Annotated in this window: 19 protein-coding genes; all 19 read right to left on the bottom strand. The window is 67.3% G+C overall.

The genetic code is table 11. The annotated features are described in order from the left end of the window. Nucleotides 1-18: 18 nt before the first annotated feature. The 19 genes from EJA05_RS02795 to EJA05_RS02705 all read right to left on the bottom strand — a co-directional run bounded on the left by EJA05_RS02795 (nt 19) and on the right by EJA05_RS02705 (nt 25185). Nucleotides 19-1065: a serine/threonine-protein kinase gene (locus tag EJA05_RS02795; RefSeq protein ID WP_125857242.1), complete on the bottom strand. Its 1047-nt coding sequence runs from the start codon at nt 1063-1065 to the stop codon at nt 19-21. Then, nucleotides 1062-1790 (bottom strand): PP2C family protein-serine/threonine phosphatase, encoded by a 729-nt coding sequence (locus EJA05_RS02790; protein ID WP_125462399.1) that lies wholly within the window; start codon nt 1788-1790, stop codon nt 1062-1064. The genes EJA05_RS02795 and EJA05_RS02790 overlap by 4 nt, the downstream gene beginning before the upstream one ends. After that, nucleotides 1790-5317 (bottom strand): type VI secretion system membrane subunit TssM, encoded by a 3528-nt coding sequence (tssM, locus tag EJA05_RS02785; RefSeq protein ID WP_125857241.1) that lies wholly within the window; start codon nt 5315-5317, stop codon nt 1790-1792. Before tssM ends, EJA05_RS02790 begins: the two co-directional genes overlap by 1 nt. Nucleotides 5318-5331: 14 nt before the next feature. Beyond that, nucleotides 5332-6201 carry a type IVB secretion system protein IcmH/DotU gene (icmH, locus tag EJA05_RS02780; protein ID WP_125462397.1) on the bottom strand — a complete coding sequence of 290 codons (870 nt, stop codon included), beginning with the start codon at nt 6199-6201 and terminating at the stop codon, nt 5332-5334. A 2-nt stretch (nt 6202-6203) separates the two neighbouring features. Continuing rightward, entirely contained in the window at nt 6204-7535 is a 1332-nt protein-coding gene (gene tssK / locus EJA05_RS02775; RefSeq protein WP_110996301.1) for a type VI secretion system baseplate subunit TssK, read from the bottom strand. Further along, nucleotides 7532-8038: a type VI secretion system lipoprotein TssJ gene (tssJ, locus tag EJA05_RS02770; RefSeq protein WP_110996300.1), complete on the bottom strand. Its 507-nt coding sequence runs from the start codon at nt 8036-8038 to the stop codon at nt 7532-7534. The genes tssK and tssJ overlap by 4 nt, the downstream gene beginning before the upstream one ends. Before the next feature lie 5 nt (nt 8039-8043). Next, entirely contained in the window at nt 8044-9225 is a 1182-nt protein-coding gene (gene tagH / locus EJA05_RS02765) for a type VI secretion system-associated FHA domain protein TagH (protein WP_125857240.1), read from the bottom strand. An 18-nt stretch (nt 9226-9243) separates the two neighbouring features. Continuing rightward, nucleotides 9244-9384, bottom strand: coding sequence for a type VI secretion protein (locus tag EJA05_RS02760; RefSeq protein ID WP_125462395.1), 141 nt, complete (start codon nt 9382-9384; stop codon nt 9244-9246). A gap of 83 nt (nt 9385-9467) precedes the next feature. Further along, a complete protein-coding gene (locus EJA05_RS02755; RefSeq protein ID WP_125857239.1) occupies nt 9468-10988 on the bottom strand; it encodes a sigma 54-interacting transcriptional regulator in 1521 nt (506 codons plus the stop codon). A 10-nt stretch (nt 10989-10998) separates the two neighbouring features. Then, nucleotides 10999-13623: a type VI secretion system ATPase TssH gene (gene tssH, locus EJA05_RS02750; protein ID WP_190306029.1), complete on the bottom strand. Its 2625-nt coding sequence runs from the start codon at nt 13621-13623 to the stop codon at nt 10999-11001. 6 nt (nt 13624-13629) lie between these two features. Then, the gene (tssG, locus tag EJA05_RS02745; RefSeq protein ID WP_125462392.1) at nt 13630-14637 is read right to left on the bottom strand and encodes a type VI secretion system baseplate subunit TssG; all 1008 of its coding nucleotides are present in this window, start codon (nt 14635-14637) and stop codon (nt 13630-13632) included. Continuing rightward, a complete protein-coding gene (gene tssF, locus EJA05_RS02740; protein ID WP_110996294.1) occupies nt 14601-16388 on the bottom strand; it encodes a type VI secretion system baseplate subunit TssF in 1788 nt (595 codons plus the stop codon). Before tssF ends, tssG begins: the two co-directional genes overlap by 37 nt. A 133-nt stretch (nt 16389-16521) precedes the next feature. After that, complete coding sequence (gene tssE / locus EJA05_RS02735; RefSeq protein ID WP_125462391.1) at nt 16522-16944, bottom strand: type VI secretion system baseplate subunit TssE; 423 nt, start codon at nt 16942-16944, stop codon at nt 16522-16524. Between the two features lie 6 nt (nt 16945-16950). Beyond that, the gene (tssC, locus tag EJA05_RS02730; protein ID WP_110996292.1) at nt 16951-18423 is read right to left on the bottom strand and encodes a type VI secretion system contractile sheath large subunit; all 1473 of its coding nucleotides are present in this window, start codon (nt 18421-18423) and stop codon (nt 16951-16953) included. A gap of 28 nt (nt 18424-18451) precedes the next feature. Next, the gene (gene tssB, locus EJA05_RS02725) at nt 18452-18952 is read right to left on the bottom strand and encodes a type VI secretion system contractile sheath small subunit (protein WP_110996291.1); all 501 of its coding nucleotides are present in this window, start codon (nt 18950-18952) and stop codon (nt 18452-18454) included. 33 nt (nt 18953-18985) lie between these two features. Continuing rightward, a complete protein-coding gene (tssA, locus tag EJA05_RS02720; protein WP_125857237.1) occupies nt 18986-20542 on the bottom strand; it encodes a type VI secretion system protein TssA in 1557 nt (518 codons plus the stop codon). Between the two features lie 443 nt (nt 20543-20985). Beyond that, nucleotides 20986-21642: a DUF1266 domain-containing protein gene (locus tag EJA05_RS02715; protein WP_125857236.1), complete on the bottom strand. Its 657-nt coding sequence runs from the start codon at nt 21640-21642 to the stop codon at nt 20986-20988. A gap of 10 nt (nt 21643-21652) precedes the next feature. After that, nucleotides 21653-22855 carry a hypothetical protein gene (locus EJA05_RS02710; RefSeq protein ID WP_125857235.1) on the bottom strand — a complete coding sequence of 401 codons (1203 nt, stop codon included), beginning with the start codon at nt 22853-22855 and terminating at the stop codon, nt 21653-21655. Further along, a complete protein-coding gene (locus EJA05_RS02705; RefSeq protein ID WP_125857234.1) occupies nt 22852-25185 on the bottom strand; it encodes a hypothetical protein in 2334 nt (777 codons plus the stop codon). Before EJA05_RS02705 ends, EJA05_RS02710 begins: the two co-directional genes overlap by 4 nt. Between the last annotated feature and the right edge of the window lie 176 nt (nt 25186-25361).

The raw sequence follows: 25361 nt of genomic DNA, 5'->3' as shown, positions 1-25361 counted from the left end.
TGCGTCCGTGGCCTGGCGTCATCGCCGGAGCCTGGCCCAGAAGCCTTGCGCGGCGAAGGCGTCGCGCAACTGCCCGGCATCGACGCGGCGCTGCTCGGGGTCGAAGGCCAGGGCCCGGCGCAGCGCGGTCCAGGCCTTGCCTGGCATGCCGGGCGGGGCCTTGGCCGCCAGTTGCATGCCCTGGTCACGGGCCTTGAGCGACGGCACGCGCTCGAAGGGGTGACGGCCGGTAATCAGCTCGTACAGCACGCACGCCACCGCATACAGGTCGCTGGCGCTACTCGGCGTGCCGCCCTCGAACAGTTCGGGGGCGGCGTAGGCCGGGGTCCAGGCTTCGAAGCGGCCATGGCTCAGGTGCGGCAGGCCGGCCAGCGGGCCGTCCAGGGCCAGGCCCAGGCCGAAGTCGAACAGCCGCAGGCCGTCGTCGCCGAGCATCACGTTGCTGGGCTTGAGGTCGCCGTGCACCACGCCCTGGGCATGCACGCAGGCCAGGGCGTCGAGCAGCGGCACGGCGATCTCGCGCACTTGCGCCCAGGCCAGGCCCAGCGGCTGGTCACAGAGCAGGCGGTCCAGCGAGGTGCCGCGCATCAGCTCCATGGTGATGAAGCCGCGTTCGCTCTGCGGGTCGATGGCGAAGCCTTGCAGGCGCACCAGGTTGGGGTGGCGCAGGCGGCTGGTGAGGGCGAACTCGTTGAACAGCAGGGCGTTGGCGTCGGGCGCCGTGGCCAACTGGTCGCTCATCAGCTTCACCGCCAGCAACGGTTGTGGGTCACCGAAGCCCTCCTGCAGCAGGTCGCGGGCGCGATACACCAGGCCCATGCCGCCGGCGCCGAGCAGGCGTTCCAGGCGGTAGCGCCCGGCGAGCACGTCGGGGATCGGCGCCAGCGCCCGCACGGCCGGGGCCGGCGCGGGTTGCGCGCGGCCCTTGCCGCGCCGCTTGCGCCGCGCCTTGCCGGTGCGGGCGGGCTCGGCCTCGCTGGCCTGGGTGAATGCAAAGTAAGTCGACTCGCTGCCCTGCTCAAGGGCGTCGAGCACGTCGAGCGCGTCGCCGCTGCCAAGGTTCATCGGTGGATCACCACTGCGGTCAGGTTGTCTTTCGCCGCGCCGCCCAGGGCGGTGTCGAACAGGCGTTGCAGGGCCTCGCCGGGCGAGGCCAGGTCCAGGGCGTGGCCCAGGCCGCCGCTCTCCAGGCCGTCGTAGAGGCCGTCACTGCACAGCAGGAACACGTCGCCCGGCTGCGCCTCGAACTCCAGCACTTCCAGGGTGAGGCTGGCGCTGGCGCCGACGGCGCGGGTCAGGGCCCGGGCCGAGGGGTGCTCGCGGGCCTGCTCGGCGCTCATGCTTTGCTGGTCCATCAGCTGCTGTTGCAGCGAGTGGTCGCGGGTCAGCTGGTACAGGCGCTGGCCGCGCCACAGGTAGCAGCGGCTGTCGCCGGCCCACACGCAGGCGCCGCGGCGGCCGTCGAGCAGCAGGGTCACCACGGTGCTGCCGATCACCCGCGCCTGGCCGGCGACGCTCACCGTCAGCTCCTGGCCCAGGCGCCGGTTGATCCAGTGCAGGCACTGGCGCACGGCGAGCACGCGCTCGTCGAAACTGCTGGCGGCCGGCAGATCGGCCAGGCTCTCGACGATCATCTGGCTGGCGATATCACCGGCCTCGTGGCCGCCCATGCCGTCGGCGACCGCCCACAGCCCGTGCTGCGGGCAGTCGAGAAAGGCGTCCTCGTTGCGCGCACGGACCTTGCCGGGGTCGGTGCGCGCCGCGCTGCGCCAAGGGCTGGCTGCGCGCATCACAGCTCCCCTGGCAGGCGGAAGCCGCGCAGCACGCTCAGGTCGAACGGGTTCGGCGCGCGCTGGCTGGTCAGCAGGTAGTTGGCGCGCATGCCGCCGACATTGGCCTTGAGCACCATGGTGTCGCGGCCCTTGAGGTACTCGGTCTGCATCAGGTCGAGCAGGCGGAACAGCGACCACGGGCCACCGTTCTTCTCCAGCGCCATGGGGCGGCCGTTGAGCTGCTCCAGGGTCAGGCTGGTGTTGCCGTCCTGGGCTTCGGTCGGCCACTTCAGGCTGGTGGAGACGATCGGGCCGTGGCGGTAATCGATCACCGTGTCGCCGAAGCGGAACTCGGCGCGGCTCACCGCCGGGTCGAGGGTGTACGGCTCGAGCTTGAACTGCACCTGCGGCTCTTCGGGGTTCTGCGCGAAGAAGCTCTGGCGGATGGTCTGGGCGGCGCTCATCTGCTCGAGGTAGGCCTTGGTCATCGGCAGGCTCTGGCCGTCGAGGCTGCGCAGGCGGTAGGCGCCGGGCTCACCGCTGACGAACGGGCGCATGTAGGTGTCGAAGAAGCGGTCCGCCACGCCCTGGGCCTTGAAGAAGTCGCGGAAGTCGCTGATCGCCACATCGCTGGTGCCATGGGCGTTGAACGGGTAGCGCGACTCGATGGTGCGGCCGTAGTGGCTGTACAGCTCGCTCTGGTAGCGCTGGTTGAGGTAGGTGTAGGTGTCGTTGAGCACCATGCGCCAGATGTCGTCGGACAGCAGGTTGAACCAGCCGGCCACCGGGCGCGGCAGGCGCACGGTGCCGTTGCGCAGGCTGCTCAGGGCGTCACGTTGCCCCGACATGCGCGCCTTGGCCATCTGGTACGAGGCTTCTTCGGCCTGGTTGGAGCGGGCCAGGCCGGCCAGCTGCTGCTGCAGGTCGTTGAGCGCTTGCAGGGTCGGCGCCAGGTCGGGGCCCGGGCCGTTGTTGTCGTCGAGCAGCCGGTGCAGCGGCTCGAAGCGCCGTTGCAGGGCCATGCGCGCAGTGTCCGGCAGCGGCTTCTTGGCCAGGGCGTCGCGGGCCTTGTCGGCCACGGCACCGGCCACGGCCGCGCCACCCTTGCCGAGCTTCTTGGCCACGGCCTTGTTGGCGGCGGCTTCGGCGGCCGGGTTGCCTTCGTCGGTGGCTTCGGCCAGTACCGGGAAGCGGGTGTTCTCGCGCACCTCGGTGAGCAACAGCAGCAGCGGCGAGTTGGCGGCGGTCAGCGCCGACAGCTGATCGGCGCCTTCGCCGGCGTCGCTGAACGGGATCAGGCCGACCTGGTTGACCGCCTCGCCCCAGTAGTTGGCGTAGTCGCGGAAGTACAGCTGCTCCAGCTCCACCATCAGGCGGCGCATGTCCATGTCGCTGATGCCGCTGCCCTCGCCCAGCACCCAGTTGTCGCGCAGGATGTCGTTGACCAGGTTGGCGCCCTGCACCGAGAAGTACTGCTGGTAACCCTGGGAGGTGTAGAAGCCGGGAATCGGGTAGTCGATGCCGACGAACTGCGCGGCCTGCGGCCCGAGCTGCTGGCTGAGACGGTATTCGGGCAGGCTGCGGGCCTGTTCGCGCAGCACGCGGTACACCACGCTGGCCAGCGATTCGGCGCGCAGCACCTGGCGGGCCTGGGCCACCAGGGCGTCGTTGAGCGGGTAGGCGAACGATTGCTCGAGCAGGCGCCCGAAGTGGGTGTTCAGGCTGTCCTGGGCGGCCGTGTTGCCGTTGTAGCGCTGCGACCAGCCAGCCGCCACCCAGTCCTTGAGCCAGGCCTGGTCGCGGCGCTCGGGCAGGCCGAGCATCAGGTAGGCGCGCAGGCTGTTGAGCAGGCGCTCGCGGTTCTTCAGGTTGCTGCGGATCTGCCCTTCGACCATCTGCGCCACCCGCGGCAGCAGCACGGTTTCCAGCTCGCGCTGGTAGGCCGGTTGCAGCACCTCGTTGGCTGGCACGCCCTGGTACAGGCCGCCGCGTTGCAGCAGCGAGACATCGCCGGGAACGGGGAACACGCGTGAGGCCTGCCAGGCGGTGTCCAGCGGCTTGAGCGCGGCCAGGGCGTCATCGCGGGCATCCAGGGCAAGGTGTTGGCGCTGCCATTGACGGCCCAGCTCACGCACCTGCTCCAGGCGTTCGTGGTTGCCGGAGAAACTGCCGGCCCACAGCGCGCCGAACAGCGCCAGCGCGCCCAGGGCCCCGAGGTAGACGGCCCGTTGGCCCCAGTGGATGCGGCGGCGTTCGCGCTGGTCGAGGCCAGCCAGGTCGTACTCGGGGAAGATCACCCGGCTGAACAGTTGCAGGGTGAAGCGCGAGCGGCCCTGCACCGCGCCACGGCCGGGCTGGCCGGGGTGGAAGCCGTTGTCGCTGTCGACCCGCGGCGCCTGATGCGGCGCGCTGGTCAGGTAGAAGCCGCGCAGCTGGCTGGCGCGCTGGTAGCGGTTGCCAGTGAAGGCCGCGTCGACGAACAGGCACAGTTGGTCGCCGATGCGCCCCAGCTGGTGCGGGAAGTCGAGGATGCGCGCGCGGCGCTGGGTGTTGCGCTCGTGGTGCATGCGCTGGGTGACCTGGTCGCCCAGGCGTTGCAGCAGGCCCTGGAATTCCTTGGCCAGCAGCTCGGTGTCGGCGCCGTTCTGGCCCTTGCCGAAGGTGATGCCGAACACTTGCTCGTTCTCTTCGCGCGACTGCTGGTCGAAGAAGGCGTCAAAGCCTTGCAGGCGGTCGGTCTTGCTCAGCACCAGGTACACCGGCACTTCGACGTGCAGGCGCTGGCGCAGCTCCTGCAAGCGCGAGCGGACTTTCTGCGCCAGGTCGTTGACCGCCGCCTCGCCCCCCAACAGGGTGTCCAGCGGCACGGTGACCACCACGCCGTTGAGCGGGCGGTTGCGTCGGCGCAGGCGCAGCTGGTCGAGCAGCACGCGCCAGGCGCTGCCGTCGATCTCGCTGTCGGACTGGTTGAGGAAGCGCCCGGCGGTGTCCACCAGCACGGCCTGTTCGGCGAAGTAGAAATCGCAGAAATCGCCGCTGGACGGATCACGGGCGAGCTTGCGCTCCAGCGCGTTGATCGGGAACTCCAGGCCCGAATGGTCGATCAGGCTGGTCTTGCCCGCGCCCTGGGGGCCGAGCACCAGGTACCAGGGCAGGTCGCGGCGCCAGCGTTCGCTGCGCCCGCCATACAGGCTCGAATGCTTGAGGGTGGACAAGGCATGCTTGAAGCGGGCCTTGATCTCCCTGGCCTCCTCGTCCTTGCGCTCTTCGCGTTCCAGGCGCTCGCGGCCGTCCTCGCTCTCAAGCTCTTCCTGCTTGCGGTTGTTGGCGCGCCAGCTGGCGAACACCATCCACAGGCCCCACAGCAAAAACAGCACGCTGATGGTCAGCAACCGCGCGGCGGCGTCTTCCCAGAACTTGTTGTCGGCCACGGCCAGCAACGGGCCGGCGAACCACACCAGCAGCGCCAGGGCCAGCACCAGCAGCAGGCTCCAGACCCAGGTCTTGGCGAGGAAGGCGCCTACTTTCTTGAAAAAATTCTTCATCACAGGTCCTTGTGTCACTGCCGCGGTTGGGCCGCTGGCTGCTCGAGCGTCTGGAAGGGTTGCAGGACGGTCGCGCGCTGTTCGCCCAGTACCCAGGCGAAACCGGAATACATCACCACCAGGCACACCAGGGTGAACAACGCCACGCTCCACCACGGCACGATGCGCACCGGGCTGTTGCGTTGCTGGTCGAGCCCTTCCCAACGCGGCGACAGCTCGCGGGGCACGTCGCCGCGCAGCTGGCGGATCTGCCGGAACAGTGCGTCACGGATGCCCTCGAGCTCGGACATGCCGCGGTCGATGACCCGGTACTTGCCCTCGAAGCCCAGCGACAGACACAGGTACATCAGTTCGAGCATCGCCAGATGCTTGACCGGGTTCTTCGACATGCGGTCGAGCAGCGAGAAGAACTTCTCGCCGCCGAAGGTCTCGTTGTGGAAGGCGCTGAGCAGGCTCATCTGCGACCACTGGCTCTCGTTGCCCCAGGGGGTGGTGACCACCGCCTCGTCGACCACGGTGCACAGCAGGTAGCGGGCCACGGTGACCTGGCCGCTCTCCACGCCCTCGTAATGGATGCGTGCCTCGAAGGCACGCACGCAGGCGCTCAGGCGCTCCTTGAGGTTGTTCAGGTCTTCGGCGGTGTCGCTGTGCTTGAGCCGCACCACTTCCGAGAGCAGCTCGCTGGCGGCAGCCACCAGCGGGTTGAGGCCGACGCTGAAGCTGCCGCTCGAGGGCAGGCGCGCCGAATAGACCATGCGCTGCTCCAGCGGCTCGGCCCGCGCCGAGCTGCCCAGGGCGGTCAGGGCCTGCCCTTGCGGTGCCGAGCCATCCTGGTTGAACAGGACGGTCTTGTCGTCCTGAGGGGTATCCATGTCCTTGCTCATGCTCAGTTCCTGATGGCCCAGAATTTCAGTTCGAGATCGGAGAACTCACTGGTGACGTGGAAGGCGAAGCCACCGGAACCGTCCATCTTCTTGCGATCTTCGGCGTCGAGTTCGACGATGAAATAGGTCTTGTTGGCGTGGAACGGGATCTGCCGCGGCGCCACCGGCAGCGGTTTGACCTTGAGCCCGGGCAGGTGCAGGTTGACCAGCTGGCGGATGCGCTCCACCGGGCCGACCTTGAGGTGCGACGGCAGGCGCTGGCGCAGCTCCTCGGACTCGCAGTTGGCACTGGCGGCCAGCACGAACGAGGCGGTGGTGAGCAGGCCCGGGTCGTGCAGCGGCGACACCAGGATGCCGTACTGGCGCTGTTGCAGTTCCAGCTCGATGGCGTGCTGCTCGAGCACCATCGACAGTACCTGGCGGATCGACTCCATCAGCTTGCGGAAGCTCGCGCCCTGGTCGCTGTGCTGGTAGCGGGCGTCCAGGCGCGGGCGCTTGGTGTCGCTGGAGAAGGTCGACAGGTCGCCGAGCATGATCAGGAAGGTGCGGTACAACTCTTCGGGGTGCACCTGCTCCAGGCTCAGGTAGTGGCGCAGGAGCATTTCGGTGCGGTTGATCAGCTGCAGCATCATGAAGTCGCCGACCTCGGCGCCACCGACCTTGCCGTTGGAGCGGATGCGCTCGGCCAGGGTGTCGCCCCGCAGCGCCAGCATGCTGATGACCTCTTTGAGGCACGACAGCAGGTACACCGAGGCGTGGGTGCGGATGTAGGTGGGCACGAAGTTCGGGTCGAGGCTGATGACGCCGTCGGGCGAGGTGTCGAGGATCTCGCAGACCTTGAGCTTGACGTAGGCCTGGTCGGTTTGCTGCTCGCCCAGCAGCAGGCGGAAGTCCGGGCGCGCGCAGTTGATCTGGCTGCTGTTGTCGTCGCCGGCGTTGGAGTCTGACACCTCCACCTCGTAGGTGGTGTAGCGGGTCAGCACGTCGGACTGCTCGGGGCGGCGCGCCTCGATGTGGTTGCCGGTGACCAGCGGCAGGGCCATGAAGATCGGCGTGGCGCCGGTGTTCGGCGGCACGTCCAGGGCCAGCGGCTCGCTGCTGCCGTCGAGCTCGAACAGGCTGCCGTCGGGCAGGATGCCGGCGGCGCGGCTGATCACCAGCTTGCCCATGTTGAGGAACTGCAGGTCGATTTCCAGGTTGATGAAGCCGTAGGTGTAGGTGCCCAGCAGCTGGGTGCGGGTCTTCATCTGGCTGTCGTAGTAACGGTCGTTGTGCTGGAAATGCTGGGGACGCAGCAGCATCCCTTCCTGCCAGACTACCTTGTGCACGTTCATCGCTGATCACCCGCTTGCGCCACGGCCGGCACACCGTTGTGGATGCCGGCCTGGTCGAGGTAGAGGTTGGCGGTGACCCGCTCGCCGGCGCGAATGGCCTGCACCCGGCGCCACTGCGCCTGGTCGAGGTCGCGGTAGGCGGCCATGACGCCGACGAAGCGGCTGTCGGGGTCGATGCTGAGCTTCAGGCTCAGGGTTTCGCCGGGGCGCAGTTCGTGCTCCTCGGTGGCCACCATGTCCTGCGACAGGGCTTCTTTCGGGCGCTGGTAGAGGGTGAAGAAATCGGTGCTCTCGAAGGCCACCGGGTGCTTGAGCTCGTACAGGCGCACCACCACCGGCGACGGCCGGCCGTTGATGTCCAGGTTGAGCTGGTCGGTGGCGGTCAGGGTGAGGTCGAGCTTGGTCATGTGCGAGTACGGCGACAGGGCGCTGCAGCCGGCCAGCCAGGACAGGGTGGCCAGGGCCCACGTCGCCCTGAGCATCGTGCGGGTGATGCGAGTCATGGGTTTTATCCTTGCGGGTCGTGATTGAGCGAAGCGATCAGGCGCACCTGTTCTTCGTAAGTGCGGGCGAAGTCCTTGGTCAGCAGGCGCTCGCTCCAGTCTTCGTTGCCCACCAGGGCCTGGTGGTAGCGCACGTAGGCCTTCCAGCGGCTGCCGAACAGGCCGCGGCGGCCCTGACGCTCGAATTGCAGCGCCAGCTGCTCCGGGGCGAAGTGCTCCAGGGTGCTGCGCAGGGCCTGGCGGCTGGCGCCGAGCATGGCCACCTGGTGCGCCTGGAGGTCGCGGAAAGCCTGGGCCACTGCCTGCTCGGCAGACAGCTGGCCGCCACGGCGCGGCTTGAGCAGGTCGCCGAGCACCTGGTCGGCTTCCAGCGGCGCCTTGATCGGGTTGCGGCTGGCGCTTTGCGGGGTGGTCAGCGACAGGCGCAGTTCGTTCTTCAGCTCGCTGCGGGTGCGCAGGCTCTGTTGCAGCCCGGCGACGCTGTGGCGCAGCAGCCCGGCGGCCTGCACCGCGAGGTCTTCGCGGGCCTGCTCGTCGAGGTTGTCCAGATCGACGCCCAGGGCCGCGCCGAAGCGCTTCCAGAAGGCGTCGTCGCGGCGTTCGCGCGGGGCCGGCACAGGTGCGGGCTCTGGCGCCACGGCAGGCACCAGGGTGGGCACGATCAGGCTTTCCTGGTCGATCTGCGCGTAGTCGGCACGCTGGCGCGCCGGGGGCTCGGGCATGGCCAGGGCGGCCAGCTCGTCCATCGGTTGCAGGCGCGTTTCTTCGTGGTCCAGGGCGCTGATGGGGTCGAGTTCGAGGAAGGCGTCGTCGGGGATGATGGCGCCACCCGGCATGCCCAGGCCGACGTCGTAGCCGGCCTCGCTGTCGATCAGCCGCGCGCGCACCTCGATGTCACCCATGCGGTAAATCGCGCCTTGCTCGATGCGGTGCAGCTCGCCCTTGCGCAACTGCGCACCGCTGCTGGCCAGGCGGATGCCGTTGCTGCTGGTGTCGGTGAGGAAGAACGCGCCGTTCTGGTAGGTGACCTGGGCGTGATGGCTGGACAGGTGACGTTTGTCGTCCTCGATGCACCAGTGGCAATCCTTGGCCCGGCCGATCTCGCCACCGGCGCGGCCAAAGGTCTTGTTCGGCGAGTCGGTGCGGCCGTGCTGGCGTTTGTCGAGCAGTTCGAAAACCAGTTCCATGGTCAGGGCTCCTTGCGCTCAGTTGTCACGGTTGAGGGCCTGGGGATCTCCCAGGGGGCGGTAGCTGTCGTCGTCGAACTTGTAGTTGCCTGTGCAACCGGCCAGGGCGAACGCGGTGAGCAGGGCCAGCAAGCTGGCCCGGCAGTAACGGTGAAGCATGGGGGCGGCTCCATGTGCGGATGAGGCAGGCACCGTTACAGGTGCGCCTGGGGTAAAGGGAGTAAGTGTCGGGGTCATGCCGGTCAGCCCTCGCAATCGCCGATCTGGATGTTCAGGCGACCCAGCCGGTACAGCAGGGTGCGCCGCGGCAGCCCGAGTTCGCGGGCGGCCAGGGTCTGGTTGCCGTCGTGCTTGCGCAGGCAGTCGAGCAGCAGGCTGCGCTCGACCTTCTCGAGGCGCTCGCGCAGGTTCAGCTCGTTGTCTTCGGGCGGCGGTTCGGCCAGGTTCAACGAGAAGTGGCCAACCTCCAGCGCGTCGCCTTCGCACAGCAGCACCGCGCGCTCCACCAGGCCCTTGAGCTCGCGCACGTTGCCGGGGAAGGCGTAGCTTTCGAGGTGATCGAGGGCGGCCTGGGTCCAGCCCACCGGGCTGCGCTGCAGGAAAGTGCAGGCCTTGTCGCAGAAGTGCCGGGCCAGGGTGATGACATCGCCGACGCGCTGGCGCAGCGGCGGCAGCTCGATGGGGAACTGCGCCAGGCGGTAGTAGAGGTCTTCGCGGAACAGGCCGTCGGCGACCAGTTGCGCCAGGTCGCGATGGGTGGCGGCGATGATGCGCACGTCGATCTTGTGGGTGACGTTGGCGCCCAGCGGGCGGATCTCGCCCTCTTGCAGCACGCGCAGCAGCTTGGCCTGCAGGGCCAGGGGCATGTCGCCGATCTCGTCGAGCAGCAGGGTGCCGCCGTCGGCGGCATCGAACAGCCCCGGGCGGTCGCGGTCGGCACCGGTGAAGGCGCCTTTGCGGTAGCCGAACAGTTCGCTCTCCAGCAGGCTCTCGGGGAAGGCTGCGCAGTTCTGTACCACCAGCGCGCCGGAGCGGCGCGGGCCGTAGTCGTGGATGGCGCGGGCCACCAGTTCCTTGCCGGTGCCGGTCTCGCCGCGCAGCAGCACGGTGTAGGGGCTGTGCAGGACCTTGCTGATCATCTGGCAGGTCTGGCGCATGGCCGGGCTCTGCCCGATCAGGCCGTAGCTGCTGGCGGCCACCGGGGCGCGGCCGCTCGCCTGGGGCTGTGGACCGGGCTGGTGCAAGCGGCGCAGCAGTTGCAGTTGGCCCATGGTGAAGCTGCCGAGCTGGCCGAGGGAGTCGGCGAAGGCTTCAAGCCCGCCGCGCACACGGTTCACGCACAACAGCACCCCGGCCACCCGCTGTTGCGCGGTCAGCAGGGGCACCGCCAGCAGTGCTTGCCAGGGCGTGGCCTGGCTGGGCAGGAAGCTGGTGTCGAACAGGCTGGCGGAGAGGTCGCTGATGTTCACCACGCGGTTCTGGCACAGGGCGAACTGCAACAGCTGCTCGCCGTTGTAGTCGGCCGGCAGGCTGGAGCAGTCGCGCGCCAGCAGCCGCCCGTCGAGCCAGGCAGCTTCGAGCCCGAGCCGGGTGTGGGTCGGGTCGAGCAGGTAGACCTGCACCAGCGGGCAGCCGCTGAGCTCGGCCACGGCCGGCACCAGTGCCTGCAGCAGGCCTTGCTCGTCAGTTGCCCGCGCCAGCTCGGTGAAGGTGCCCAGCAGCGCTTCGGCGTAGGCCAGCGGTTGTGGCACGTGCGTGAACATCACCCCCACCTCAGGCGAACTCGCAGGTCACGCCGGCATCCCCGTCGAGGGTGGCGTGTACGCGGCTGATCGCCTCGCCGCTGGCCATGGCGTCGAGCAGGCGGTCGGCGACCTTGGGCAGCACGTGGGTGTCGATCAGGTGGTCGATCAGGCGCGCGCCGGCTTCGCTCTGGCTGCAGCGCTCGGCCAGGTGGTCGACCAGCGCCTGGCAGTGGCTGAACCCCAGTTGCCGACGCTGCAAACGCTCGCCCAGGCGGCCCAGCTTGATTTCGATCAGCTCGCGCAGCACCGGGCCGCCCACCGGGTAGTACGGCACCACGCGCATGCGCGCCAGCAGCGCCGGCTTGAAGTGGCGGCTGAGCGCCGGGCGGATGTGCTGTTCGAGCAGCTCGGCGTCAGGGCGCTCGCCGTTTTCGCACAGGGCGCTGATCTGGTCGCTGGCCAGGTTGGAGGTCATCAGGATCAGCGTGTTGCGAAAATCGATCTGGCGGCCTTCGCCGTCGTTGGCCACGCCCTTGTCGAAGATCTGGTAGAACAGGTTGAGCACGTCCGGGTCGGCCTTCTCCACCTCGTCCAGCAGCACCACCGAATACGGCTTCTGGCGCACCGCTTCGGTGAGCATGCCGCCTTCGCCGTAACCGACGTAGCCGGGCGGCGCGCCGATCAAGCGCGAGACGGTGTGCTTCTCCTGGAACTCGGACATGTTGATGGTGGTGATGAAGCGGTCGCCGCCGTACAGCAGGTCGGCCAGCGCCAGCGCGGTCTCGGTCTTGCCGACGCCGCTGGGGCCGACCAGCAGGAACACGCCCACCGGTGCGTCGGGTTTGTTCAGGCCGGCGGCGGTGGCGCGCATGGAGCGGTTGAGCGCATGCACGGCCTGCTCCTGGCCACGGATGCGGGCGCGCAGGTCGTCGGCGAAGGTGATCACCTTGGCGTTGTGCTCGCGGGCCAGCTGGCTCAGCGGCACGCCGGTCCAGGCGCTGATCACTTCGGCCACCAGGCGCGGGCACACTTCGGCGCTGACCAGGCGTTCTTCGGCCTGGGCGTCGAGCAGGGCCTGATGGGTCTCGGCCAGGCGTTGTTGCAAATGTTCGCGGCTTTCGCCTTCGACGACGGACTCGCCCTCCTCCCCTTCGGCCTGTTCGGCCGGTGCGACGGCGGCGTTGGCAACCTGCTGGCGCAGCTCCAGTACCTGCTCGGCCAGCTCACGCTGACGGGCCCAGCGGGCGGCCAATTCGATCTCTTGCCCGTGGGCTTCGGCCAGGCGCTGCTCGAGGGCGGCGAAGGCCTCGTGGTCGATGGCCAGGCCCGCCTCGGCGTCACGGCGCAGGGCATTGCGCTGGCGTTCGCCCTCGGCCAGTTCGGCGCGCAGGCGCTCGAGGCTGTCGGGGGCGGCAGCCAGGCTGATGCGCACCCGGGCGCAGGCGGTGTCGAGCACGTCGACGGCCTTGTCGGGCAGTTGCCGGCCGGTCAGGTAGCGCGCCGACAGTTCGGCGGCGGCGACCACGGCGTCGTCGCGCAGGTAGATGCCGTGGCTCTTTTCGTACAGCTGGGCCAGGCCACGCAGGATGGTCACCGCCTCGCCCACGGTGGGCTCGAGCAGTTGCACCGGCTGGAAGCGACGGGCCAGGGCCGGGTCTTTCTCGAAGTACTTCTTGTACTCGGCCCAAGTGGTGGCGGCGATGGTGCGCAGCTCGCCACGGGCCAGGGCTGGCTTGAGCAGGTTGGCGGCGTCGGAGCCACCGGCGTTACCGCCGGCGCCGATCAGGGTGTGGGCTTCGTCGATGAACAGGATCACCGGGCGCGGCGCGGCCTTGACCTCGTCGATCACACCCTTGAGGCGGCGCTCGAACTCACCTTTGACGCTGGCGCCAGCCTGCAGCAGGCCCATGTCCAGCGCCAGCAGGTCGACCCCTTGCAGGGCCGGCGGCACTTCGCCGGCGACGATGCGCGCGGCCAGGCCTTCGACCACGGCGGTCTTGCCCACGCCGGCTTCGCCGACCACGATCGGGTTGTTCTTGCGCCGGCGAGCGAGGATATCGATCATCTGGCGGATCGACGCGTCGCGGCACAGTACCGGGTCGAGCTTGCCGTCACGGGCCTGCTGGGTGAGGTTGTGGGTGAAGCGCTGCAACATCGATTCGCCCTGGGGCGCGCCGGGGGCCTTGGCGGCGGCCGGTTGCTGGGCCAGGGCGTAGCCCTTGAGGCGTTCGATATCCACGCCGCCGAGCAGCTTGTGATAGCGGCTGCCGGCATAGCGCAGCGGGTTGCGCAGCAGGCCGAGGATCAGCGCGGCCTGGTCGACCTGGCTCTGGCCCAGCTCGAGGTTGGAGACCAGCAACGCGTCCTGCAGCCACTGCACCAGCTCCGGGGCAAACACCGGGTTGCGGGTGGCGCTGTGCTCGACGTTGGGTTGCAGCGCGGCGCTGAACGCGCCGGTATCGATCGCGGCGTCCTGCAGCGCACGCTGCAACAGGCTGTCGGGGCGCTCGAGCAGGCCCAGCAGCAGGTCCTCGATGAGGATCTTGCTGCCGCCGCGGGCGACGCAGCGCTCGGCGGAACGTTCAAGGTCGCGGCGGCTGTCGGCGTCCAGGGCCTGGACGAGTTGTTGCAGGTCTACGTTGATCATGGCCATTGGTCCTTAATGAATTTTGCTTCCCAGGGTCACCACGCCATCGGCGCGCTCGCGACCCAGCCAGCTGGTCCAGCCCAGGTGGCAGACGTTCTGTTCGCCGATGCGCAGCTCGCGGATCTCTTCACGGCGCAACTCCAGGCGGATGTCGTAGTCCAGCGGGTCGCGCAGGGTGAAGCGGGTCAGCGCGCACAGCGGCTGGTAGCCGAAACCGATCGGCAGGAATTCGTGAAAGCGCTGCCAGTCCAGCTGGGTGATGTGGATGCGGAACTTGCCGCTGCGGTCGCGCACGCGCTCGCCCAGCACGGCGTCCTCGCCCAGCAGGCTGTTGGCCAGCCCCAGGCGGTTGCACTGCTCTTCGAGGATGTCGACGCGCCGCTCCAGGCACTGCTCGATCACCAGGTCGGCGTGCTTGAAGTAGTAACGCAGCACGGCCTCGATCAGCGCCGCCGAGTGGGCGCGCAGGCTGAGCACGCCGAGGTACGGCAGCAGCCGTTTCCAGTTCAGTTCCTTGGCCTGGCGGATCTGGTCGCCGCCCAGGCCGATCAGGGCGAACAGGTGCGACGAGAAACCATCCAGCGCGCCGCTCTCGAAGCTGGCGCGGTAGCGGTACTTGCGCCAGATCGGCAGCATCAGGCGTTGCAGGCGGTGGTGGAACAGGTCGAGGAACATCCGCGTGGGGTTGCCGTCCTCGTTGTCGCCCAGCGCCTGTTCGCCATAGAACGCCGGCAGCGGCGAGCTGGAGCCGACCAGGCCGATCAGGTTGAAGCGCATGCGCGCGCGCAACTGGCCGTGCTCGCGGAAGAACTCGATGCGATCGACGTCGCTGCCGGGGAAACCGAGGCTGGGGTTGGCCTGGAACTCGACCAGGTCGTAAAGCTCTTCGTCTTCCAGGTACGGGTACGCCTCGCGCAGCTGTTCCATCACCAGCAGCACGGCCTGGAACAGCGAGTACTCGCGGATGCTCCGGCTGAGCCGGCTTACAGCAGCGGTTGCAGGCCCATGCGTGGTGTCCATTGGTACACCTCCCCCTGTGTGCTTTTCACCCGCAGCTCGTGGTACGAGTTGAGGCTGGCGTAGAGTGCGAAGAATTCATTGAGCACCGAGGCGAAGACGAACAGGTCGCCCTCGCCGATGTAGCCCTCCGGGTCGATTGTCAGTTCCGTGCGCAGGCCGCGCAGCGGCAGGCCACGGTGCAGGCGGTCGACGTGCTGGTGGCGGATCGCCTTGAGCCCGCCAAGCAGGCGGCGGCTGACCTTTTCCGCGTGCTGGTCGTAGTAACGCGGCAGGTCGTAGGTTTCGAGGATCACCTTGAGTGCATCAACGTCGGCCAGCGACAGGTAGTTCAGCGACATGTTGCTGATCAGCTTCCACAGGAAGTCGCGGTTCAGCGGCGGCGCGTAGCTGGCGGTGACCGGGGTGATGTTGCGGAAGGTGAGGAATTCGGGGGTCTCTTCGCTGAGCATGCAGATGTCGCCGAGCTTCAGGCGACGCGGCAGGTTCTGGTTGGTGCAGGTGAGCTCGATCGACAGCGTCTCGTGGGATTCGGCCTGGTGCACGCCGAAGCTCAAGTAGGTGTCGAGGCCGTCATGCAGCAGCGAGGAGCGCTGGCGGATGCTGTAGTGCGAGCGGTTCTCCGGCACGTCGAAGCTGGCGTCGTGCTCGAACGATTCAAAGGGTACGTAGCTCTGGTAGCCGAGGCCGCCGGGGCTCCAGCCGGTCACGCCGTCGACCGAGAACACCCCGCAGTGCTCAGGGTCGAGCTCGGCCGGCAGCAGCAGGTATTCGTCCTGCTTGCCATCCAGGCGGATAGGCAGGGCGTCGTGCTTGAACAGGTTGGCGATCGGCGTGCAGTACAGCTTGACGTTGTCCAGGGTCGGGCGCAGGCGCTGGGCCTCGCCCTGGCGGATGTCGAAGCGCAGCTCGATGCCATGCACCTGCTTGAGGGTTTCCTCGGGCAGGCTCTGCAGCACGTCCAGGCCGGTCACGTCGACGAACAGGAACTTGTCCTGGAAGGCGAAGTACTCCTGCAGGAAGCGGTAGCCGCGGAAGGTGTTCAGCGGGTAGGGAATCAGCGCCTCTTCCTCGGCGAAGCCCACCGGGTGCACCTTGGCCGCCGGTGCACGCAGCAGCAGCGGCTCGCCCTTGGCGTTGACCATCGGTTTGCCGTGGCTGTCCAGCGGCATCAGCTCGATGCCGGCCAGGCCGCGCAGCAGGCTCAGGTAGAGCATCTGGCTGATGTAGCGCTCGCCGGCCAGGTGCAGGCGCAGCTTGCTGAGCTTGACGTCGCCCAGGTTGCCGTCGCAGTTCATGTCCAGGCGCAGACTGAGCAGCGCGCCCTGGCCATTGAGCGAGTAGTTCAGCGCGCTCAGGCGCAGGGGCAAAACTTCGGTGGGGTAGCAGGTGCGAAAGCGGCAGCTGACGCCCTCGATCGGCCGGCCTTCCACCGGGGTGTCACGCTCGACCCGCAGCGCCGGGCCGGCCTGGCGCAGGGGGTCGAACTGCAGGATGCTGAAGGCCGGCAGCGGGCGCATGTAGTTCGGCCACAGCAGGTGCATCAGCGAGTGGGTCAGCTCGGGCAGTTCGTCGTCGAGCTTCTGCCGCAGGCGGCCGGTGAGGAAGGCAAAACCTTCAAGCAGGCGCTCGACGTCCGGGTCGCGCCCGGCCTGGCCGAGGTACGGCGCCAGCGCCGGGCTGCGTTCGGCAAAACGCCGACCCAGCTGGCGCAGTGCCGTCAGCTCGCTTTGGTAGTAGTAATTGAAGGACATCCGTCGTTCCGCCTGAATTCAGCTCTCGGGTACCGCCAGTGGCCGGTACTGCGCATGCGCGGGGCCGGGCCACTGGGCCGACCGTTTGCCGCGCAAGGGTTGGGGGAAAACTCAGGCTATGGGAGGCGCAACATCACTCGTCTCCTTGACTGACTCTGACTTGCCCGCTGCCATCCAGGCGCGCGGCAAAACTGACCTGGCGCTTGATTCCGTCCACCTCAAGCTGGCCTTCGATGCTGAAAGCCAGCTTGAGCTGATCGTGATCACGCGGGCGGGACACCACCCGGACATCGGACATGCGCGGTTCGTAGGCTTCGATGAAGTACTCGATGGCCCGGCGTGCCTGGCTGAGCGCGTCGTGCAGGCTCAGGCGCATGTCGTTGAGGTCGGGCAGCCCGTAGTCGGCGAGCGTCTGCACGCTGCCGGCCCGGGTGCTGAGCATCTTCGCCAGATGAGCGGCCACGGAAGCCATGGCGGCGTCTTCACGCCGCCAGTTGGCGCGCTGGTCGGCTTCGCCGCTCAGGCGCTCGAACAGGCTTCCGTAACCATTGCCCATCGTCGCTTACTCCTTGTCCAGCTTGCCGACCAGCGACAGGGTGAAGTCGGCGCCCATGTACTTGAAGTGCGGACGCACGTTCAGGCTGACGCGGTACCAGCCCGGCTCACCTTCCACGTCGCTGACGATCACCTGGGCGGCGCGCAGCGGACGACGGCCACGCACTTCGGCGCTCGGGTTCTCCTGGTCGGCCACGTACTGGCGGATCCACTTGTTCAGTTCCAGCTCCAGGTCGGTGCGTTCCTTCCAGGAGCCCAGCTGCTCGCGCTGCAGGACCTTGATGTAGTGGGCCAGGCGGTTGACGATCATCATGTACGGCAGCTGGGTGCCCAGCTTGTAGTTCAGCTCGGCAGTCTTGCCTTCGGCGCTGATGCCGAAGAACTTCGGTTTCTGCGCCGAGTTGGCCGAGAAGAACGCCGCGTTGTCGCTGCCCTTGCGCATGGTCAGGGCGATGAAGCCCTCTTCGGCCAGCTCGTACTCGCGACGGTCGGACACCAGCACTTCGGTCGGGATCTTGGTCTCGATCTCGCCCATGCTCTCGAAGTGGTGCAGCGGCAGGTCTTCCACCGCGCCACCGCTCTGCGGGCCGATGATGTTCGGGCACCAGCGGAACTTGGCGAAGCTGTCGGTCAGCTTGGTGCCGAAGGCGTAGGCGGTGTTGCCCCACAGGTAGTGCTCGTGGCTGTTGGCCACGGTTTCCTTGTAGACGAACGACTTGACCGGGTTCTCTTCCGGGTCGTACGGGTTGCGCAGCAGGAAACGCGGCACGGTCAGGCCGATGTAGCGCGCGTCCTCGGACTCGCGGAAGCTCTGCCACTTGGTGAACTGCGGGCCTTCGAAGTGATCCTTCAGGTCCTTCAGGTCTGGCAGGCCGGTGAAGCTTTCGAGGCCGAAGAATTTCGGGCCGGCCGCGGCGATGAATGGCGCGTGGGACATGCAGGCGACGCTGGAGACGTACTGCATCAGCTTGACGTCTGGCGAGCTCGGCGACATGAAGTAGTTGGCGATGACCGCGCCGACCGGCTGGCCACCGAACTGGCCGTATTCAGCGGTGTAGATGTGCTTGTACAGGCCAGCCTGCATGACTTCCGGCGAGTCTTCGAAGTCGTCCAGCAGGTCCTGCTTGGAGACGTTGAGGATCTCGATCTTGATGTTTTCGCGGAAGTTGGTGCGGTCGACCAGCAACTGCAGGCCGCGCCAGGCGGACTCCATGGACTGGAAGTCCGGGTGGTGGAGGATCTCGTCCATCTGGCGGCTGAGTTTGGCATCGATCTCGGCGATCATGCGGTCGACCAGCGCTTTCTTGACCGGCTCGCCGTCATTCTGCGGCTTGAGCAGTTCTTCGATGAAGGCCGACACGCCGCGCTTGGCGATGTCGTAGGCTTCGTCGTCCGGGGTCAGGCGGGTTTCGGCGATGATGCTGTCGAGAATACTGAATTCGCTGTTCTCGGCGCTCTGTTGCTCTGCTGCGGTGCTCATGGCAATTAGGCTTCCTTGACTAGGGGGATCAGGCGTCCGGCTGAGCGTTCAGGCCCAGCTCGCCGAGCACGCGCTCGCGGGACTCGTTGTCGGCCAGCACACCTTCGATGGCCTTGCGGAAGGCCGGGGCGTTGCCCAGCGGGCCTTTCAGGGCAACCAGGGCTTCGCGCAGCTCCATCAGCTTCTTCAGCTCAGGGACTTGCTCGACCAGGCTGGCCGGGTTGAAGTCCTTCATGGTGTTGACGCGCAGGCTCACCGCCAGCTCGTCGCCTTCGGCGCCTTCCTGCAGGCGGTTCGGCACGGCCAGGGTCATGCTCAGTTCCTGCTTGGCCAGCACTTCGTCGAAGTTCATCTTGTCGATGCTGATCGGCTTGCGGTCTTCGATCTTGCGATCGTCGGCACGCAGGGTGTAGTCACCGATCGCCAGCAGCTTCAATGGCAGTTCGATCTCTTCCTGAGCTCCGCCGGTGGCGGGTTTGAAGGTAACGTTGATGCGTTCCTTGGGGGCTACCGAGCCTTCTTTGGCCATTGGTTTTCTCCTTGAGGGTTATGGCCCTTGGGCCTATTCGAGTACGACTTCGAGATCGAGGTGGCACAGCCTGCGGTAGATCTCGTCCTTGCGTTCGCGCACCACATGGTTCTGCGGCAGCAGCTCGCAGCAGGTGTGCAACAGGTGCAATACCTGCAACGACAGGTCTGGCTCCCAGGCATCCAGGCCGGATTGGCGCAGTTGCTCGTCGAGGGCTTCCAGTTGGGTCTTGGCCAGTTCGTATTTCTTGGCCGTGTAGCAGAGGCGCGCCTGGCTCAGTTGCCAGAAAAAGCGCTCGCGCCCGCCGTGGGCGCCCTGCATCTGCTGCTTGAGGTGCTGCACCGCGCTCTTGAGGCCGTCCTTGCGCAGGATCGGCAGGCTCGCCTCCAGGGCCTCATCCCAGGGAGCCTGGCGCACGCCGGGCTCGGCCACTGGCTGGGCCACGGCGGTTTGCAGGTGGGGGGTGACCTGGGCGGCGACCCAGGCGCGGGTCTCGGGGTCGGCGAACGGGGTGCCGTCGTGGAACTTGAGCTCGATGACGCTGGGCAGGCGTTGCAACAGCGAGGCGAAGTTCATCTCCACTTCGCGCATGCCGGCTTCGACGTTCAGGGCCTGGCAGCACTCCCACACCAGGCGCTGGCCATCGAACCAGAACGGTGCCTTGGCCACGCTGTTTTCCAGCTCCACCAGCAGGTCGGCGTAGTTGCCCTGCTCGAAGCGATCCTTGTAGCTCTTGAGTTTGTCGGCGGGCAGGCCGCGCAGGGCGGTGACGTTCTCGGCGTTGCGCTCGGGCATCGCTTCGATGGGCAACCACAGCAGCGTGCGGTTCAGGCGCAGGGCGCGCAGGTCGGTGGCTTTCTGCCGCTGCCACCACACGCACAGCTGCCGGCCCTGTTCTTGCTGGGCGCGCAGGGCCTTGTTGGCGTCCTTCTCGTTCTCCACCGGCTCGCCGGGGGTGAACAGCTGGGTGGCGGCCTGCTTGACCTGGGCGACGATGGCGCCGACTGCACCGGGTTGTGGTTCGTTGTCGGCGGAGCGCTGGACCTGGCCCTTGAGTGCGCGGCAGATCGGCAGCAGCAGGGGCGCGTCGTCCCCCAGCCGGGCGGACAGCGCCGCCTCCAGGCCGCTTAGCTGCTCGACCATCTGCTGGAACAGCGGCAACTGCTCCTTGATGGCGATGTCGGCACCCAGCGCCTGTTCAAGGCGCGGCACCAGCCAGCCGATGGCGGCGGAACGGGTACGGGGTTTGGCGGGGTGGACGTCGTCCCAATGCTGCTCGCACAGCTCGCGCAGCACGCTGATGCCGGCCAGCAGGCCGGCGTAGGATTCACGCTGGAACAGGGCCCAGGTGAACCACGAGGCCACGCGCAGATCCTTGGACTGGTCGCGCAATAGCGCTTCGCTGTTCTCGAGGATTTTCAGCCAGTCCACCTGGCCGCTGGCGTGGATCGACTGGGCGCGGGTCAGCTCGCTTTCGAGGGCTTCGAACTCGGTGGAAAAACGCACGTCTTCACCGCCGAAAGACCCGGGGGAGACAGAGTTTTTGCCAAGTTCAAGATAGCGCGCGGCCAGCTTCGAAGAGTAGGACATCCTTTTCTCACAGTTAGAACCTCGCCATCGACCCTGGAACTGACGTTCAGGATTTGCCGATCTGGAAGTTCTATTGATTCAGCCCACAATCCGGTGGGCAGTCGATCAAACGGTCGAATAGCCTAATGCTATCAATAGCGCTTTGCAATCACTCAAATGGATAGCAAACACAGGAGCAGCGGGCTTCTAGGGGTTTCCCTGATGGCACTCATATATACCCTGACCCACCTGGGAAAGTTGTCAGGTTAATGCTTGAAACAATATTCCGTTGTTTTAACTTAAATTTCACACACATAAGCAACAACACATGTTAGCGCCAACACCAGACTTCATTGAAGGGCCGCAACAGTAATCAGTGATGCGCTCGAAACACAATTACTTGAATCAAATTTCAGGGCATTCCTACATCGAGCCCCGCAGCATCTTGCAACAAGAACATGCGCTCATGCCGGCTGAAGTTCTGGACTCAATGCAGGCACTTCGCGCCACGGCAGCTCGGCCCAACGCCCCTCGGGCGCCAGCAATGCCTGAAGCCGCTGTTCGTCAAAAAGACCCAACGAATCGGCGCGAAAGGCCCCGACCCATTGCCGACGACCGGCAAGATAGGCCGCGCCGAAATCCGCCCAGCCATCGAAACAGTCCTGGGCGCGCTGGGCGTTGAGCAACAGCACGCGCCAGCCAATGTCGGGCGCCAGCCAACCCAGCAACAGGGCGCAGCGCACGAGAAAGGCGCAGCGCAGGCAGGCGAAGGCCAGCGCGGCACGCGGGTCGTCGGTTGGTTGCAAGTTGAGCAGGTCAAGGCGGAACCACTGGCGCTCGAAGTCGGTGGCGAAGTAGCGCTGGATCTCTTCGTCGCTGGCGCTGCCTTGCAGACCAACGATGTGCAGCAAGGGGATGCGCAGGAAGTCCTGGGCACTTTGCGTGAAGTTCGTGCAGTGCTTGTTGTAGAAACCGTCCACCTGCATGGCCTCTGCCATGGGGCTCGCCAGCGCCAGCGCAAGGTGCCTGCGGGGGCTGTACAGCTCGAAATCCGGCGCGCGCGGGCGCAGCCAGCGTGCAAGGAGCCAGGTGGCGACCAGCATGCCCAGGAAGATCAACATCGCAATAGCCTCAGCGTTGGGTGGATAGCCAATCGGCGATGCCAGCGGCCATGGCCGCGGTCATGCCGGGCCAGGTCACGGCTTCAGTCGCGTAGACCGGGCCGTCATGTGCGGGCTGGCCAAGCAGGTGGCGCAAGGCGTAGCGCAACGTGGCGGTGCGCGGTGGCGTCGCCCGCAACTGTTCGGGCTGACGCGCCGCCACCAGCCATTCCACCAGCGCCGAGGGCGCGGCGAAACGGTCGAACAACTGCGGGTGCTGGGCGATCAGCCGCGCCTGGGTAGCGGGGTCGGTCACCGCCTCCAGCCGGCACCAGCCCGCGTCACAGCGCACCACACCGATGGCCAGGCAATCCGCCGGCGTTTGCCGGTCGGTGCCCAGGGCGTTCAGGCACCTGAGCACGTCGTCCAGGTAGCGGCCGACCGGCGGGCGGTTCTGTTTGCCCTTGAGCTGGTCGAGGCGCAGGCTGCCGTCGGCCATGACCAGCAGGCTGATGGTGATGTGCGGCTGGCCCTGGCCATCGCGCAGGCTGAAGATGCGCATGCGCCCGGCCTCCACGGCCTCGGCGTAGCTTTCGCCGTAGCCACCGTGCAGGGCGCGACGGTCGGCGAACTGGCCGAGGCAGTGGCGCATCACGTAGCTTTCGAAGGCCATTTCCTCGCGCAGGTGCGGGCCGTCTGGCAGCAGCTCGACCAGCGCGTGCTCGGCGCATTCGACCACCTGGCGCACTGCCTCGGGCCGGCTCTGGCGCCATCCCTGGGCCTGGCGCGCGGCCATGCGGGCGTGTTCCTGGTGCCACAGCGCCAGGGCCTGCGGGCAGTTGATGCGTTCGAGCTTGCCGTCCAGCGCCGTGCCTTTGCGCGCGGCAAGGAACTCCACCAGCATCGCCTCCTGCTCCAGCACCGCTGGGTGTTCCGGGTCGAGCCAGGCGAGCGTCACGGCGCCATCCGCCTTGGCCGCCTGTTCCAGGTGGCGGCCGACCCAGGCTGGCACGGCCTGGCCTTGCAGCAAGGTCGCGGCCTGCTCGAGGCTGTGCACCCTGTGCACCGGCTCGAAGTTGCCGACCAGCTGGCGGTAGAAATGGTTGAGCAGCCAGCTACGCACCGGCGCTTCGTCGCCCCTGGCCTGGCTGCGTTGCTCAAGGCGGCGCTTGAGCGCTTCGGCGTTGAGCAGGTTGCGCGGCGCATAGGCGCCGGCGCGCGGGGTGGCGATCATTTCCACACTTGCCACCAGCGCTTGGCCGCAGGCGCCTGCACCGGCTCCTGCTGCATCTCGTCGATGACCTGGCGCAGGGTGGCGGCGTTGGCCACGTCGTGGGGCGCCTCGCTGCCGGCACACAGGGCCAGTGCCGCGGTGTAGCGAGCGATGGCTTCATCCTTGCGACCGAGGTTCTTGAACAGGTCACCGGCATCCCAGGTCAGCAGCGTGTCGTTGTGGCCAACGATGATCGCTTCAAAGCGCTGCCACAGCGCCAGCGCGGCGTCCGGCTGGGTGGGGGCCAGGTGCAGGGCTACCTTCATCCGGCAGCGCAGGCCGTCGTAGTCCACTTGCTGATCGGTGATTTCCTGCTCGGCCTGCCAGTCGAGCAGGCGTTGCAGCCAGATCGTGATCTCGTGGTCACGGTCGAGGAAATACAGCGCCCTGGCGACCTTGCCGATGTAGCCATCCGGGTCGTGACGGCCGTAGCCATGGGCCAGGACGAAGTGCCACAGGGCTTCCGCCGCCTGGCACACCGCCGCGTGGTCGTCGAGGGCGAGCTGGGCGTTGAGCAGGCCGTGGTAGTGCTCGGCGAAGGGGCTGGCGTCGATGCCGCGCTGGTGCAGTTCGATGGACGCCGCGACGCGCTCCTGGCCCTTGAGGTAGCGGTAGTTGATCGCCAGGTTGTTGCACAGCATCGAGTACAGGTGCGCGCAACCGTCGCCGCGATGCCCCTGGCCGCTGGCGAAGTAGCGCTCCAGGCATGCCTGGCCGCGCTCGTAGCTTTCGCGCTGGGCCATCTCGCTCAAGTGCCAGGCTTGTGCCTGCTGCTCGGGCGCGAGGGTTTCGATGAAGTGCTCGACCAGCCCCGACAGCTTGCAGCCGTGGTTGTAGTAGTCGTAGCCACTGGCCAGGGTGAATGGTGGCAGGTGCAAGGCAGCGAGCAGGCCCTGCGCACTGGCCGTGGCGTACATCAGGGCATAGCTGCTGCGGTGATCATCCAACTGGCCGCTGGCGAAGGCTTCCTGCAGCAGGGCCAGCTCGGTGACGGCGTCGATGCGCCCGGCCTGCCGGTCGCGCACGGCCTGCAAGCGCAGGATCCAGGGGTGGCGCGGGGCGATGCGCTGGGCCTCGGCCAGGGCCAGGGCATACAGACGCGCGAGCCGTTCGGGCTGTTCGCCATCGTCGTACAGCGCTTCGAGCAGCGCGCCCTTCCCCGCTGGCGACTCGTCGAGGGCCGGCAGGCACGCCAGGAAGTGCTCCAGCACCTCTTCACTGTCACAGGCGCGCATGACGCACAGTGGCCACCAGACGCTCGGGTCCTGGGCGAGCAGGCGCTCGACCACCACCTGTGCCGAGACCGGCCCGGCGGTTGCGCGCAGGTCGTAGATCTCGTGGAAGGCTCGGCGCCCTGCCCGTTCGATTTCGCCTGCCTCGACCAGCCAAGGCAGCTCATAGGCGATGAAGCTGTTGTCGCCTTCGCAGTCCAGGGCAATGGCCGCGGCCGGCAGGATGCGCAAGGCGCCCGGCAGGTCGCCCTGGGCATGCATGGCCCGGGCGGCGAGGCGCGCCAGGCGCACTTCCCACTCGCGGCGCTGGGCCAGCGGCAGGTCGGCGATCAGCGCCATCACCGGTTGCTCGAACATGGCCAGGCGCAACGGGATCAGCTCGATCAGGCTATTGCCCAGCCAGGTCCAGTCGCCCTGGTCGATGTCCTGGTCCGGGCCGGCCTGGCGCAACGCGGCCACAGCTTCGAGGGCGACCTCGTGGGCTTCGGCCTGCTGCTGGTGGTTGTGCAGCGCCCAGGCGCGGCGGCAGGCGCGGTCGGCCTGATCCCAGGCGCGCAGGCTGGCACGCCCGGGGTTGAGCAGGGTCAGGGCGTGGCGGGCATCGATGGCCTTGAGCGCCAGCGCCAGGCAACGCTGCTCGAGCTGCTCGAAGATACGCGCGCGGCGGTAGTGCTCGACGTCATAGTCCGGCGCGACCTGGGCCATGGCCTGGGCTTGGTCGAGCAGTTGCTCCAGCAGCGCTTCGTCGTCGCAGTAATTGGCCAGGCGCAGGCGCTTGAGCAGCAGGCACATGCTCAGTTCGGCGCGGGCGGCGGGGTCGCAGTGTTCAAGCAGGCGTTGGCCGTCATGCTCGAGCACGCGGGTGGCGGCGTGGAGGTCACCGGCGTTGACCCACAGCACATGCAGGCGCTCGATCGAGCCGATCGAGTCGGCTTGCAGCGGCTCGGCCTGCAGTTGCTCCAGCAGCGCGGCAGCGCCATGGTCCTGGAGGACGCCGTCGAGGCGGTCCAGCAATTGCTCGAGTTCAATGCCGGTAATGACGGTATTGGCGACTGTCATGTGCTGCTCCCTGTGATGACCTGCGCACACCCTGTGCGTCGTGGCGCGCACGCTACCAGTTGCGCCAGACAAAGCCAAGATTCCTGGCGCCAATATGCCATCAGTCGGTGATTGCGTTACTGCGCGAGGGGCCATAAAAAAACCCAGGGCACAGGCCCTGGGTTTTTCGAGTTGGC

This window comes from Pseudomonas oryziphila, assembly GCF_003940825.1.
Taxonomy (GTDB): domain Bacteria; phylum Pseudomonadota; class Gammaproteobacteria; order Pseudomonadales; family Pseudomonadaceae; genus Aquipseudomonas; species Aquipseudomonas sichuanensis.
This window is presented reverse-complemented; position numbering and strand designations above follow the sequence as displayed.

Coding starts and splice junctions, on each gene's coding strand:
- EJA05_RS02710 (WP_125857235.1), bottom strand. CDS start 22,855: ATGATCGCCACCCCGCGCGCCGGCGCCTATGCGCCGCGCAACCTGCTC.
- EJA05_RS02795 (WP_125857242.1), bottom strand. CDS start 1,065: ATGAACCTTGGCAGCGGCGACGCGCTCGACGTGCTCGACGCCCTTGAG.
- tssE (WP_125462391.1), bottom strand. CDS start 16,944: ATGGGCAATGGTTACGGAAGCCTGTTCGAGCGCCTGAGCGGCGAAGCC.
- tssK (WP_110996301.1), bottom strand. CDS start 7,535: ATGAACGTGCACAAGGTAGTCTGGCAGGAAGGGATGCTGCTGCGTCCC.
- tssJ (WP_110996300.1), bottom strand. CDS start 8,038: ATGACTCGCATCACCCGCACGATGCTCAGGGCGACGTGGGCCCTGGCC.
- tagH (WP_125857240.1), bottom strand. CDS start 9,225: ATGGAACTGGTTTTCGAACTGCTCGACAAACGCCAGCACGGCCGCACC.
- EJA05_RS02755 (WP_125857239.1), bottom strand. CDS start 10,988: ATGTTCACGCACGTGCCACAACCGCTGGCCTACGCCGAAGCGCTGCTG.
- EJA05_RS02790 (WP_125462399.1), bottom strand. CDS start 1,790: ATGCGCGCAGCCAGCCCTTGGCGCAGCGCGGCGCGCACCGACCCCGGC.
- tssM (WP_125857241.1), bottom strand. CDS start 5,317: ATGAAGAATTTTTTCAAGAAAGTAGGCGCCTTCCTCGCCAAGACCTGG.
- tssH (WP_190306029.1), bottom strand. CDS start 13,623: ATGGCCATGATCAACGTAGACCTGCAACAACTCGTCCAGGCCCTGGAC.
- EJA05_RS02760 (WP_125462395.1), bottom strand. CDS start 9,384: ATGCTTCACCGTTACTGCCGGGCCAGCTTGCTGGCCCTGCTCACCGCG.
- EJA05_RS02705 (WP_125857234.1), bottom strand. CDS start 25,185: ATGACAGTCGCCAATACCGTCATTACCGGCATTGAACTCGAGCAATTG.
- tssC (WP_110996292.1), bottom strand. CDS start 18,423: ATGAGCACCGCAGCAGAGCAACAGAGCGCCGAGAACAGCGAATTCAGT.
- icmH (WP_125462397.1), bottom strand. CDS start 6,201: ATGAGCAAGGACATGGATACCCCTCAGGACGACAAGACCGTCCTGTTC.
- EJA05_RS02715 (WP_125857236.1), bottom strand. CDS start 21,642: ATGTTGATCTTCCTGGGCATGCTGGTCGCCACCTGGCTCCTTGCACGC.
- tssG (WP_125462392.1), bottom strand. CDS start 14,637: ATGGACACCACGCATGGGCCTGCAACCGCTGCTGTAAGCCGGCTCAGC.
- tssF (WP_110996294.1), bottom strand. CDS start 16,388: ATGTCCTTCAATTACTACTACCAAAGCGAGCTGACGGCACTGCGCCAG.
- tssA (WP_125857237.1), bottom strand. CDS start 20,542: ATGTCCTACTCTTCGAAGCTGGCCGCGCGCTATCTTGAACTTGGCAAA.
- tssB (WP_110996291.1), bottom strand. CDS start 18,952: ATGGCCAAAGAAGGCTCGGTAGCCCCCAAGGAACGCATCAACGTTACC.